At 71.9% G+C, this 12,820-nt stretch carries 13 protein-coding genes; 2 read left to right on the top strand and 11 right to left on the bottom strand.

What is annotated here, in order from left to right:
* The first annotated feature begins 136 nt into the window (after positions 1 to 136).
* Entirely contained in the window at positions 137 to 1,447 is a 1,311-nt protein-coding gene (locus tag ACN6LD_RS00140; RefSeq protein ID WP_319189211.1) for an ammonium transporter, read from the top strand.
* On the top strand, positions 1,444 to 1,782 hold the full coding sequence (locus tag ACN6LD_RS00135) for a P-II family nitrogen regulator (RefSeq protein ID WP_057574732.1): 339 nt from the start codon (positions 1,444 to 1,446) through the stop codon (positions 1,780 to 1,782). The genes ACN6LD_RS00140 and ACN6LD_RS00135 overlap by 4 nt, the downstream gene beginning before the upstream one ends.
* On the opposite strand, the gene ACN6LD_RS00130 is transcribed toward ACN6LD_RS00135, so the two are convergent.
* From ACN6LD_RS00130 to ACN6LD_RS00080, 11 genes are all read right to left on the bottom strand, one after another.
* Positions 1,779 to 2,813 carry a WxL protein peptidoglycan domain-containing protein gene (locus tag ACN6LD_RS00130; protein WP_319189210.1) on the bottom strand — a complete coding sequence of 345 codons (1,035 nt, stop codon included), beginning with the start codon at positions 2,811 to 2,813 and terminating at the stop codon, positions 1,779 to 1,781. The genes ACN6LD_RS00135 and ACN6LD_RS00130 overlap by 4 nt on opposite strands.
* A gap of 101 nt (positions 2,814 to 2,914) precedes the next feature.
* Positions 2,915 to 4,240, bottom strand: coding sequence for a beta-xylosidase (locus ACN6LD_RS00125; RefSeq protein WP_319189208.1), 1,326 nt, complete (start codon positions 4,238 to 4,240; stop codon positions 2,915 to 2,917).
* Positions 4,241 to 4,412: 172 nt separating this feature from the next.
* Complete coding sequence (locus tag ACN6LD_RS00120; protein ID WP_319189207.1) at positions 4,413 to 4,889, bottom strand: hypothetical protein; 477 nt, start codon at positions 4,887 to 4,889, stop codon at positions 4,413 to 4,415.
* A 383-nt stretch (positions 4,890 to 5,272) separates the two neighbouring features.
* Positions 5,273 to 5,626 (bottom strand): cytidine deaminase, encoded by a 354-nt coding sequence (locus ACN6LD_RS00115; RefSeq protein ID WP_445042127.1) that lies wholly within the window; start codon positions 5,624 to 5,626, stop codon positions 5,273 to 5,275.
* A 111-nt stretch (positions 5,627 to 5,737) separates the two neighbouring features.
* Positions 5,738 to 6,097, bottom strand: a complete 360-nt coding sequence (locus ACN6LD_RS00110; protein WP_319189204.1) for an MmcQ/YjbR family DNA-binding protein — start codon at positions 6,095 to 6,097, stop codon at positions 5,738 to 5,740.
* The gene (locus ACN6LD_RS00105) at positions 6,094 to 7,398 is read right to left on the bottom strand and encodes a hemolysin family protein (protein WP_319189203.1); all 1,305 of its coding nucleotides are present in this window, start codon (positions 7,396 to 7,398) and stop codon (positions 6,094 to 6,096) included. Before ACN6LD_RS00105 ends, ACN6LD_RS00110 begins: the two co-directional genes overlap by 4 nt.
* Entirely contained in the window at positions 7,395 to 7,892 is a 498-nt protein-coding gene (gene ybeY / locus ACN6LD_RS00100) for an rRNA maturation RNase YbeY (protein ID WP_057574725.1), read from the bottom strand. The genes ACN6LD_RS00105 and ybeY overlap by 4 nt, the downstream gene beginning before the upstream one ends.
* A gap of 12 nt (positions 7,893 to 7,904) precedes the next feature.
* Positions 7,905 to 8,963, bottom strand: a complete 1,059-nt coding sequence (locus ACN6LD_RS00095; protein WP_319189201.1) for a PhoH family protein — start codon at positions 8,961 to 8,963, stop codon at positions 7,905 to 7,907.
* Between the two features lie 123 nt (positions 8,964 to 9,086).
* The gene (locus tag ACN6LD_RS00090) at positions 9,087 to 10,307 is read right to left on the bottom strand and encodes a carbohydrate kinase family protein (protein ID WP_415924853.1); all 1,221 of its coding nucleotides are present in this window, start codon (positions 10,305 to 10,307) and stop codon (positions 9,087 to 9,089) included.
* Positions 10,308 to 10,516: 209 nt separating this feature from the next.
* Positions 10,517 to 11,806, bottom strand: a complete 1,290-nt coding sequence (locus ACN6LD_RS00085; protein WP_445042126.1) for a glucarate dehydratase family protein — start codon at positions 11,804 to 11,806, stop codon at positions 10,517 to 10,519.
* Complete coding sequence (locus ACN6LD_RS00080; protein WP_445042300.1) at positions 11,803 to 12,699, bottom strand: 5-dehydro-4-deoxyglucarate dehydratase; 897 nt, start codon at positions 12,697 to 12,699, stop codon at positions 11,803 to 11,805. The genes ACN6LD_RS00085 and ACN6LD_RS00080 overlap by 4 nt, the downstream gene beginning before the upstream one ends.
* Positions 12,700 to 12,820: the final 121 nt, after the last annotated feature.

The following is a 12,820-nucleotide window of genomic DNA, read 5'->3' as shown; positions in this document are numbered from 1 at the left end:
CACACGAGCGGTCGGGCGCCGCACAGTGAGCTCCCGGAAACCTCCACGCAACGAAACGTTGCGGAAACACGCATGTGCGCTGGAGGAAACGCAGGGCGGTGACCCTCTGACGAGCCCCCGCATCGTTGGAGACATCGTGACTCTGGCCGCCGCCCACGCGAACACCGGCGACACCGCCTGGTTGCTCGCCGCCACCGCCCTCGTCCTGCTGATGACCCCGGGACTGGCCCTCTTCTACGGCGGCATGGTCCGCACGAAGAGCGTCCTCAACATGCTCATGATGAGCTTCGTGTCGATCGCTCTGGTCACGGTGGTGTGGCTGGCGGCCGGCTACTCCCTCGCCTTCGGGAAGGACGCCGGCGACGGCCTCATCGGCGGCCTCGAGCACGCCGGGATGGCCGGCCTCGGCCCGGACAGCGTCCAGGGCACGGTCCCGACCCTGCTGTTCGCCACCTTCCAGCTCACCTTCGCGATCATCACCGCCGCGCTGATCAGCGGCGCGATCGCGGACCGGGCGAAGTTCGCGGCCTGGCTGGTCTTCGTGCCGGTCTGGACGCTGCTCGTATACGTTCCCGTCGCGCACTGGGTCTGGGGCCCGGGCGGCTGGATCCTCGACCGGCTCGGCGCGCTGGACTTCGCGGGCGGCCTGCCCGTCGAGATCACGTCCGGGGCCTCCGGTCTGGCGTTGTGCCTGGTCCTGGGCCCGCGGCTGGGCTTCAAGAAAGACGCGATGCGTCCGCACAACCTGCCCATGGTGATGCTGGGCGCGGGCCTGCTGTGGTTCGGCTGGTTCGGGTTCAACGCCGGTTCCGCGCTGGGCGCGAACGGGCTGGCGGCGGCGGCCTTCCTCAACACGCTGGCGGCCGGCTGCACGGGCCTGCTGGGCTGGCTCTTCGTCGAGCAGCAGCGCGACGGCCACCCGACGACGCTGGGCGCGGCCTCCGGCGCGGTCGCGGGTCTGGTGGCGATCACGCCGTCCTGCGGCTCGGTCTCCCTGCTCGGCGCCCTGGTCGTGGGCCTCGCCGCGGGCGTCGTCTGCTCCTACGCCGTGAGCTGGAAGTTCCGGCTCGACTACGACGACTCCCTCGACGTGGTCGGCGTCCACCTGGTCGGCGGCGTCATCGGCACGCTCCTGATCGGCGTCTTCGCCGTGGACACCATGACCGGCGGCCCCGAGGGCCTGCTGTACGGCGGTGGGTTCGGGCAGCTCGGCAGGCAGCTGGTCGCGGTGATCGCGGTCGCCGCCTACGCCTTCACCGTGACCTACGGCATCGGCAAGCTGCTCGACCGCATGATCGGCCTGCGCGCCGACGAGGACCACGAGCACACCGGCCTGGACCTTACGGTGCACGCCGAGACGGCATACGATCACGGCGTCCTGGGGCACGGCGCCCCGGTCTCCGCGCACTCCGTCCCCTCCGCCCAGAAGGTCAAGCCACAGGCATGAAGCTCATCACCGCGATCGTCAAGCCCTACCGCCTCGACGAGGTCAAGACGGCCCTGCAGGAGCTCGGCGTGCACGGTCTGACCGTGACCGAGGCCAGCGGCTACGGCCGGCAGCGCGGCCACACCGAGGTGTACCGGGGCGCCGAGTACCAGGTCGACCTGGTGCCCAAGGTCCGCATCGAGGTCGTCGTCGAGGACGCGGAGTCCGAGGCCGTCATCGACGCGATCGTGCGCGCCGCGCACACCGGCAAGATCGGCGACGGCAAGGTGTGGGCGCTGCCGGTCGAGACCGTCGTACGGGTGCGTACGGGCGAGCGCGGTCCGGACGCGCTCTAGCCTCCGGCGGGTTGGCCGATTTTCGTCTGCGGGTCCGCCGTGGCCGGCCGCGCCCGGCGGCGGAGCCGCCTGTCGCCCGTGCCCCGCGCCCTTTCGGGGTGCTTGCGCCGGCGCCTGATCACCAGCCATGTGCCTGCCGCGATCCCCGCCGTCAGCAAAGCCGTCACCAGCCACGGCACCGCCACGAACGATGCCGTGGCCGACTCGCTGGTGTGGTCGGCGGTCGCCGTCAGCTTGACGTCCGTCCGGTCGAGGTGGGGGGCGCCGGTCCAGCGTTCGGTGAGGCGGACCCGCTGGCCGGGGAGGAGCTGGGAGGGGACCTTCGTCAGGCGGCGGTCCAGGAGGGTGCGGCCGAACAGGCCCCGCGCGACCAGCCGCACCTTCGGTTCGAGGGTGACGTTGCCGGTGTTGTGCAGGGTGTAGGAGATCGTCGCGGTGCTGTCGCCGAAGCCCGGGACCAGCGGCTGGCGGTGGCTGACACGGACGTCCTCGACGGCGAGCGCGGGCAGGGTGGGTCCGCCGACCTGGAGGTAGACGCGGGCGGCGACCGCCCGCTGCACGCCGAGCGCGACCGAGCCGTCGCCCCGCTCGACGCGTTCGTCGAGGGCGACGATGGCCCCCGGATGGTCGCCCGGCTCGGCGCCCTCGGGCACCCGGACGGTGAACGGCACGGTGACGGTCCTGCGGCCGGGCACGGTGATCCGGTCACGCGGCAGCTCGGCCCACGCGCCCACGCCCCGCATCCGCTCCCCCAGCGACCTGACGGCGAACCCGCCGTCGCGTGCGGTGTTGTACGCATCGGCCGCGTACAGCCGGAAGGTGAGCGGCGCGTCGGTCTTGTTGGCGACGACGACCTTGTCCTCGATCGTCTGGCCCGGATCCGCGGAGACGTAGAAATAGGGCCGCGCGGCGACGGCCGAGGAGACGGGGTACACGGACCAGCTGCCGTTGTCGGCGGCCCGTGCGGGCGCGGGCGCGGCGAACAGCAGGCCCAGCAGGAACGGCAGGAGGAGGACGTACGGCTTGCGCATGGGTGCGGACCCCCCACGAACGGGCTGCGACGGCTGGGTGGACGGGCGGGTGCGGACCTGTGGGGCGGGCGCCCGGCCACCGGTGGACATGGTGCGTGAGATCAGCTGAGCGTGAGGGTCAGGACGCCGGCGTAGGTGCCCGGAGGCGTGAACGACGGTACGTCGAGGGACAGTCGGGCGTTGGCGGTGAACTCGCCGCCGGTGGCCGTACCGTCGGGCGTGGACGCCAGGGTCGCCCCCGAGGCGCCGACCGTGCCCGCCGAACCGGCCTGACAGGTGCTCGGGCTGCCCGCCTTGGTGCTGCACGCGGGCGTCCAGCTCAGCTTGCCGGCGTCGATCTTGGCTCCGGAGCCGCTGAAGTCGGTGACCTTGCCGGTCAGGGACCAGCCGGCGGGTCCGCCGCGGAAGTCCTTGACGGTGACCGTCTGCAGGTCGCCGGTCGAGGCGCCGCCCTGGCCGAACTCGACCCCGGACAGCTGGACGGCGTCCCCGGCCTGGGACATCGACAGCGTGCCCGCGCGGACCGTGGTGGTCACCTTCTGGCTGCCGTCCGGCACCGGCTGGTCGTCGATGACGACGTACGCGACCGGTCCGGCGCCGAGGTCGGCGCTCCAGGCGCTCCCCTCGTACGCCACCACGCCGTTCGTGGTGAGGTCGCTGACGACGAGCGAGCCGGAGATGTTCCCCTGCCCGTTCGCGGTCACGGTCGCGGTGTCCGCCGTCTGGGCGGATCCGGACCGGCCGGCCAGGGTGACCGACGCGCCCGGCGTGAAGCCGCTACCGGTGACCGCGACGCTCGCCCCCGGGCTGCCGGAGGCCGAACCCAGCTGGATGGCACGGGTGTTGGCCGGCGGGTTGTCCGCCGCGGTGACCGTCTCCGACACCGGGGCGGGCGGGTTGGTCACTGTGCAGGGGGTGTCCAGCTCGAGGATGTAGCTGGTGTGGATGTTGTAGTCGCCGGGCGAGAGGGTGATCGCGCCGGGGCTGGTGACGGTGAACGTGCCGGTCATGGAGAACGACGGGAAGACGCCCTTGCCGGGCACCGGGTCGTTCTTCTTCGGGCCCGTCACGGTGACGCTGCCGGTCTGCGCGCCGCCGAGGGTGACCTTGCCCGTCGGCGTCATGATGTCGGCCGGCAGGGCCAGGTCGGTGGGGTTGCTCGCGGCGGGCGAGACCACCGTGTACGTCACGGTGACGGTGTCGCCGACCTCGGGCGTGGTGTCGTTGACCGCGAGCCTCGCGGTGGTGGTGCCGTCGATCGGCGGGATGCCGGCGATGGGCGGCGGAACACAGTGCGTCGGGAAGCTGACGTCGGTCGCGGCGCCGGCCGGACACGCCAGCGCCCCGCCCGCGGTGACCGCGAGCGCGGTGGCCCCGAGCAGTGACGCCCAGTGCCGTCTTCGGGAACTGCGGGGTGTCGAACCCATTGGTGCCCCCTCCTCCAGGGTGCGGGCGCAGCGGCTCTTCTGCGCCGACAGGGGGCATTGAGATGCGGATCGCGCGAGAAGTCAATGGAAACGCGCCAACGAACTGATGGACCGTCAGCTTCCTGCTGCAGCAGGAGAACTGACGGCCCGCACGTACAGTTTCCGACCGCTATCAGTCGTAGACGAACGGTCCCGGCGTCTGCGGGCCGGTCGCCTTGCAGGTGACGGTGATCCCGAAGATGACCATCTTCAGCGAGCCGCCGTTGATGTCGAGGCTGTCTCCGGAGGTCACGGTCCCGTTGAGCGGTCCGACCGTGATCGGCGCGCCGGTCGCCATGGCGGGGTTCACCGCGCCGGAGAAGACCCTCGCGGCTCCGGTCGAGTTCGCCATCGTGAGCGTGGAGTTGATGCTGTTGGCGCTGATCGGGATCGGCGCGGTGATCGCGCTGGACGTGAGGGTGAGGGTGGCGGAGCTGCCGCTCTGGGTGGCCGTGAGGGTGGCCGCCCCGCCGCCGAAGAGACCGCAGCTCGCGGTGAACGTGGCCGTCGTCGGGCTGACGGCGGCGGCAGAGGGCGCGAACGCCAGTCCGGTGACCGCGAGGGTCCCGGCCAGCATTGCCGCACCTGATCCGATTCGCTTGCCTCTCATGGGGTTTCCGGCTCCTTCCCGGATGTGGGGAGACGGACGGCCGAAAAACGGGACGGTGGGTGCGGACACCGGTGCCGGTGGGGGTGAATCTGACGGTCCGTCGGAACTTACGGTCTCATTGACCCGGGAGGGACGGAGCACGGCAAGACCGAATTCCGGCCGAGTTGCACCCGGTGACCCGGACACCGATACCCGAGGGGACGGGTGAGGACCGGGGAAGCCCTGGGGAACCGGAGGCCCGAGGGGGACGGGTGAGGACCGGGGAAGCCCTGGGAAGCCGGAGACCCTGGGGAACCGGAGGCCCGAGGGGGACGGGTGAGGACCGGGGAAGCCCTGGGAAACCGGAGACCCTGGGAAACCGGAGGCCCGGGGAACCCGGGGCCTCAGCCGGCGGAGACGGTGAGCCGAACCGTTCCGTCCGGCGAAGCCAGCAGCACCGGCGTCCCCGGCCCGCCGAGATCCCGTACGGCGGCGAGATCGTCCTCGGCGGCCTCCTCCGACGAGGTCACCACCGCCGCCGCCTCCAGCGACCGCGCGCCGGACGCCACGGCCATCGCCACCGCCGTCCGCAGCGCGCTCAGCCGCAGCGACGGCAGATCCACCGTCCCCGCGACATACGTGCGTCCGGTGTCGTCGCGGACGGCGGCCCCCTCGGGCACACCGTTGCGGGCCCGCGCGGAACGGGCCAGCGTGACGATCTTGCGGTCCTCGGGGTCGAGCGCGGTGCTGTCGGTCATGCCCCGAGCATACGAAGAACCGGCGTGCCGGTTGCGGCGGCCCCCGACGAGGCCGGGTCCCGAACCGGGACCGCGCGGCCGCGGAACGGCCCCGGGAACGCCGAAGCGGCCTCAGGAACGGTCGAGGCGCAGCCGTTCGGCACGCGGCAGACCGGCCACCACCAGGTCGTACGAGTCCTCGACGAGCTCCCGGACCAGGGCGGCGGGGAGCTCGCCGTCGACCGTCACCGTGTTCCAGTGCCGTTTGTTCATGTGGTACCCGGGCGCGATCAGGCCCGGATGCTCACCGCGCAGCCGCACCGCGTCCTCGGGGTCGCACTTGAGGTTGACCTTCAGCGGCCGGTCGGCCGTCCAGCTCAGCGCGAACATCTTCCCCAGCACCTTGAAGACCGAGATCTCCGGCCGGAACGGGAAGTCCTCCTGCGCCGCCTCGAAGGACAGACACAGGGTGCGCAGCTCCTCGGGAGTCACCCGGCCTCGCCCTCCGCCGACGGCACGGCGGGCTCCACCGGCTCCACCAGCACCGTCACGATTTTGTTCCGGCGGCCGGCCGCGGCCTCCGCCGTCAGCCGCAGCTTGCGCCCGTCGGGCAGCTCGACCTCGGAGGAGGCGCCGGCGATGGGCACCCGGCCGAGGGCCTTCGCCAGCAGGCCGCCGACCGTCTCCACGTCCTCGTCGTCGTACTCCTCCAGGCCGTACAGCTCGCCCAGGTCGGTGATGTCGAGACGGGCGGTGACCCGATGACGGTCGTCGCCGAGCTCCTCCACCGGCGGGAGCTCGCGGTCGTACTCGTCGGTGATCTCGCCGACGATCTCCTCGAGGATGTCCTCGATGGTCACGATGCCCGCCGTGCCGCCGTACTCGTCGATGACGACGGCGACGTGGTTGCGGTCCTGCTGCATCTCGCGCAGCAGGTCGCCCGCGTTCTTGGTGTCGGGGACGAAGGCGGCCGGCCGCATCGCCGTCGACACCAGCTCGCCCTCGGCGTCCCGGCTGATGTGCGTCTTGCGGACCAGGTCCTTCAGATACACGATGCCGACGATGTCGTCCTCGCTCTCCCCGGTGACGGGTATCCGGGAGAACCCGGAGCGCAGCGCAAGGGTGAGGGCCTGACGGATGGTCTTGTAGCGCTCGATGACGACGAGATCGGTCCGCGGCACCATGACCTCCCGCACCAGGGTGTCGCCGAGCTCGAAGACCGAGTGCACCATGCGGCGCTCCTCGTCCTCGATCAGCGATTCCTTCTCGGCGAGGTCGACCAGCGCCCGCAGCTCGGCCTCGGAGGCGAACGGGCCCCGGCGGAAACCCTTGCCGGGCGTGAGCGCGTTGCCGATGAGGATCAGCAACGACGGGATCGGGCCCATGATCCTGGCCAGCGGCAGCAGCACGTACGCGGCCGCCGTCGCCGTGTTCAGCGGGTGCTGACGGCCGATGGTGCGCGGGGAGACGCCGACGGCCACGTAGGACACCAGCACCATCACGCCGATCGCGGCGAACAGCGCCGGAGCCGTGCCGTCGATCTCCTGCAGGCACTCGTAGGTGACCAGCGCGGCGGCCGCCATCTCGCACGCCACCCTGACCAGCAGGGCCACGTTGAGATAGCGGGTGGGGTCGGCGGCGATCTGCGCGAGCTTGGCGCTGCCGCGCCGGCCGGACCGCACGGCCTCCTCGGCGCGGAAGCTGGAGACGCGCGCGAGACCCGCCTCCGCGCAGGCGGCGAGCCACGCGACGACGACCAGCGCGACAGCGCCGGCGATGAGGGTGGGGCTCATGAGACGGTGGGCGCCGGCGACGGCCCGGTCAGGCCCTTCTCGGCCCGCCAGCCGTCCACGATGGCCGCCTGGAGGCCGAACATCTCGGCCTTCTCGTCGGGTTCCTCGTGGTCGTAGCCCAGCAGGTGCAGCACTCCATGGACCGTGAGCAGCTGCAGCTCCTCGTCCATGGAGTGCTCCGTGGGCGCTTCCTTGCCCTGCCGCTCGGCGACCTCGGGACACAGCACGATGTCGCCGAGGAGGCCCTGCGGGGGCTCGTCGTCGTCCTTCGACGGCGGACGCAGCTCGTCCATCGGGAAGGACATGACGTCCGTCGGCCCCGGCAGGTCCATCCACTGGATGTGCAGCTGCTCCATGGCGTCGGCGTCCACGACGATCACCGAGAGCTCGGAGAGCGGGTGGATGCGCATCCGCGCGAGCGCGTAGCGGGCGATGTCGAGGACCGCCTGCTCGTCGACCTCGGTTCCGGACTCGTTGTTGACGTCGATCGACATGGCGCTGCTCGTCTACTTCCGCTTGTTACGGCCGCCCTGGTGGGTGCCGTTCTCCGTACCGTTGTGGCTGTCGTACTTCTCGTACGCGTCGACGATACGGCCGACGAGCTTGTGCCGGACGACGTCCTGGGACGACAGGCGGGAGAAGTGCACGTCGTCGACGCCCTCGAGGATCTCCTGGACCTGCCGAAGGCCGGACTTGGTGCCGTTCGGCAGGTCGACCTGCGTCACGTCACCGGTGATCACGATCTTCGAGTCGAACCCGAGCCGGGTCAGGAACATCTTCATCTGCTCGGGCGAGGTGTTCTGCGCCTCGTCCAGGATGATGAAGGCGTCGTTGAGCGTGCGACCCCTCATGTACGCCAGCGGGGCGACCTCGATCGTGCCCGCGGCCATCAGCTTCGGGATCGAGTCGGGGTCGAGCATGTCGTGCAGGGCGTCGTAGAGCGGGCGGAGGTATGGGTCGATCTTCTCGTAGAGGGTGCCGGGGAGGAAGCCGAGGCGTTCGCCGGCCTCGACCGCGGGGCGGGTCAGGATGATGCGGTTGACCTGCTTGGACTGCAGCGCCTGCACCGCCTTGGCCATGGCCAGGTAGGTCTTGCCGGTGCCCGCGGGGCCGATGCCGAAGACGATCGTGTGCTTGTCGATCGCGTCGACGTACCGCTTCTGGTTGAGGGTCTTGGGTCTGATGGTGCGGCCGCGTGAGGACAGGATGTTCTGCGTCAGAACCTCGGCCGGGGTCTCCTGGCCTTCACTCGTCCCGTTCTCACTCGCCCGCAGCATGGCGATCGAGCGTTCCACTGCGTCCTCCGTCATCGGCTGCCCGGTGCGGAGCACCAGCATCATCTCGTCGAACAGGCGCTGGACAAGGGCGACTTCCCGTGCGTCGCCGACCGCGCTGATCTCGTTGCCCCGGACGTGGATGTCGGCCGCCGGGAAAGCCGTCTCGATCACGCGCAGGAGGGAGTCTCCGGATCCCAGCACGGTCACCATGGGGTGCTGGGCGGGAACGGTGAACTGTGCTCTCGCCTTGCCCTGCGCGGGCGTGTGAGCTGTCGGTGTCTGAGTCATAGGCCGGCCCGAAGGCCTCTACGTCCTCCCGGATACGTCTCGCCTGCCACAAGGGCGGCCTGGCGATTCAAGGGTACGCCAGGGGGCTGACAACGCCCCAGGGGTTTTGTCATGTGCCGGTGACTATGCCGAACGGCCGAAACCGATCGTCGGCACCGCCCTGCGCAGCGGCCACGGGGCGGCCTCCTCCGCCGCAGGGAGCAGTGCCGGGAGCAGACCGTCCAGGAACGCGTACCGCTGCAGCGCCTCGGGGTCCTGGCCCTCGACCGACTGGACCCTGCGCCACCAGGCCGCGATCTCGGACCAGCCGGGGGCGGAGAGCGAGCCGCCGAACTCCTGCACCGAGAGGGCCGCCGTGAGACCTGCGAAGGCCAGCCGGTCGGCCAGCGGCCACCCCGCCAGGGTGCCGGTGACGAAGCCGGCCACGAAGACGTCGCCGGCGCCGGTGGGGTCGAGGGCCTCGACGGCGATGGCGGGGACCTCGGCGCTCTCGCCCGTGGCACGGTCCACCGCGTACGCGCCCTCCGCGCCGAGGGTGACGACCGCGAGCGGAACGTGTTCGGTGAGGGCGTGCGCGGCGGCACGGGGGCAGTCGGCACGGGTGTAGCGCATGGCCTCCTGAGCGTTGGGCAGGAAGGCCTCGCAGTGCTCCAGGTCGGCGAGGCCGGCCAGGTCCCAGGCGCCGGTGTCGTCCCATCCGACGTCGGCGAATACGCGGGTGCCGCGGCGGGCGGCCTGCTCGATCCAGGGGGCGCGGATGCCGGGGGTGAGGGAGGCGACGGCGGCACGGGCGTGCGGCGGGCATTCGGGCGCCGGCTCCTCGGGCGGCGGCTCGTGTCCGTGCGAGACCATGGTGCGTTCGCCCTCGTAGGCCATGGAGACGGTGACCGGGGAGTGCCAGCCGGGGACCGAGCGGGAGGGGGTCAGGTCGATGCCCTCGCCCTGTTCGAGTGCGTCCCAGCAGTACTCGCCGTAGTGGTCGTCGCCGAAGGCCGCCGCGAGGGAGGTGCGCAGGCCGAGACGGGCGAGCGCGGTGGCCATGTTGGCGACGCCGCCGGGGCTCGATCCCATGCCGCGTGCCCAGGACTCGGTCCCGCGCACCGGGGCGGAGTCGAGCCCGGTGAAGATGATGTCGAGGAAGACCGTCCCGGTGAGGTAGACGTCCCACGGCGGGTCGCCGGCGGCGCGGCGCTCCCCCAGCGGGTCGACCCGGGCGGCCCGCCGCCCGGGACCCGGGTGGCCGTTCTGGCCGGTGTGGCGGTCCTGCCCGGTACGGCCGGTGTGGCCGTTCGGGCCGGTGTGGCGGTGGCGTCCCTCTCCGGTGGACGCGTTGGACGCGGTCACGGTGCGCTCCCTGACGTGGTGCCGATCTGGCCAGTGTGCACCACGGGGCGGACGCTCCGGGGGTCGTCAGGCCCGGGGCGGCAGGGCCTACCCGCCGGTACGGAACGGTCTCGGCCCGCTCCTGAGGCGGGGCGCGGGACCGCCCGGCGCCCCGCGCCCCGCCGTCGCCGGCCCCACTGCGCCTCCCGCCTACCGCGCGGGGACCGCGGTCACCAGCGGGGCACGGCGGGCGTCTGCCAGGCAGGGTCGGCCACGCGCATCGCCGCCGCGTCGTCGCGGTCGCGCAGGGCGCCGTCGTCGTCGAGCCAGCGCCGGTGGAGGAACGCGAGGCGGCCGGGGTCGAGTTCGACGCCGAGGCCGGGCGCGTCGGAGACCGCGACCTTGCCGTCGTGGAAGGTCAGCCGTTCGGTGAGGACGTCCTCCGACTGCCAGGGGTAGTGGGAGTCGCAGGCGTGGTGGAGGTTCGGGACGGTGGACGCCACCTGGGTCATGGCGGCCAGCGAGATGCCCAGGTGCGTGTTGGAGTGCATGGAGACGCCCACGCCGAACGTCCGGCAGAGCGCGGCGAGTTGCTGGGTGTTGCGCAGCCCGCCCCAGTAGTGGTGGTCGGAGAGGACGACCTGGACGGCGTCGCGGGTGAAGGCCTCCTTGATCTCGGCGAACGTCGTCACGCACATGTTGGTGGCGAGCGGGACGTCGGTCCGCGCGGCGACCTCGGCCATCGCCGGGGTGCCGAGCGCGGGGTCCTCCAGGTACTCGAGGAGCCCGCCGATCTCCTCGGCCACCTTCAGCGAGGTCTCGACGGACCAGGCGCCGTTGGGGTCGAGGCGCAGCGGGTGTCCGGGGAAGGCCTCGGCCAGGGCGCGGACGGCGGCGATCTCCTCCTGGGGCGGGAAGACGCCGCCCTTGAGCTTGAAGGAGGTGAATCCGTAGCGCTCGGTGAAGCGGCGGGCCTGTTCGACGACTCCGGCCGGGTCGACGGCGGCGCCCCAGTCGCCCTTCTCCGCGGGCACCCCGTCGGGGTGGCCGGCCCACTTGTAGAAGAGGTAGGCGCTGTACTCGACGGCGTCGCGCACCTTGCCGCCGAGCAGGGCGTGCACGGGCAGGCCGAGCGCCTTGCCGAGAGCGTCGAGGCAGGCGACCTCGAAGGCGGACACCACGGACAGGCGCAGCTTGTCGGCGGTCTGTACGCCGCGCAGCCCGCCGACGTCCACCTGCCCGAAGACCCGGGAGCCGTCGACGTCGACCTCGTCGGCGAGCGTGAACAGGCCGTTCAGGTCGGAGATCTGACGGCCGATCATTTTCGCGGCGTAAGGACGGGCCAGTTCCAGGTACTTGGTGTCGCCGTACGTCTCGCCGATGCCGGTGGTCCCGTCGGCGGTGACGACCTCGACGATCAGCCGGGGGGTGTACGGCTGGTGCACGCCCTGGGTGTTGAGCAGGGGCGGGTCGGCGACCAGGATCGGGGTGAGGCGGACGTCGGCGATCGTGAGGTTCACAGGGCGGCTCCTACGAGGTCCAGGCCGGCGGTCAGGAGGGTCAGGAGCTCGGCGAGGTCGGCGGGCGAGGGGTCGGTGAGCGGGGCGCGGACCGGGCCGACGCGCAGGCCGCGCAGCCGGGCCGCGGCCTTCACCAGCGACACGGCGTATCCGGGCACCCGGTCGCGCAGTTCGACGAGCGGGACGTAGAAGTCGCGCAGCAGCCGGTCCGCCGCCTTGTCGTCCCCGTCGCGCGCGGCGGCGAAGAAGGCGTTCGCGATCTCCGGGGCGAAGGCGTGGACGGCGGAGGAGTACGCGGGGACGCCGACGGCGGCGTAGGCGCGGGCCTGGATCTCGGCGGTGGCCGCGCCGTTGAAGAAGAGGAAGCCCTCGGGGGCGGCGAGGGTGAGCCGCTGGAGGCGGTCGAGGTCGCTGTGGCCGTCCTTGAGGCCGACGACGGTCGGCAGGGCGGCGATGCGTCTCAGGGAGGCGACGGTGAACGCGACCTGGCCGCGCTGGTAGGCGATGAGGGGCAGCGGGGTGCGGGCGGCGATCTGCTCCAGCTGGGCGACGAGGCCGTCCTGCGGGGCGGCGACGAGGTAGTGCGGGAGGACGAGGAGGGCGTCGGCGCCGGCCTCCTCGGCGATGCGCGCGAAGCGAACGGCCTGGGCCCAGCCGTAGCCGACGCCGGCGACGACGGGCACCCGGCCGGCCGCCTCCTCGACGGCGATCGTCACCACCTGCCCGTACTCCTCCTCGTCGAGGGAGAAGAACTCGCCGGTGCCGCAGGCCGGGAAGAGGGCGCCGGGGGCGGCGGCGAGCCGGCCGGCGACGTGCGCGCGGAAGCCGTCGGGGTCGAGGGAGCCGTCGTCGTGGAAGCTCGTGAGCGGGAACGACAGCACTCCCTGCGCCATGCCGTCCCGCAGGCGTCGGACCGTGTCCTGGTTGTGGCTCACCCTCGCCATCTCCCTGCCATCTCCCTATGTAGACGCAATCCATGTATGCAGATGGAGGTTAGATACACGAACGCCATGC

The sequence above is a fragment of the Streptomyces sp. SAS_272 genome, assembly GCF_052543235.1.
This window is presented reverse-complemented; position numbering and strand designations above follow the sequence as displayed.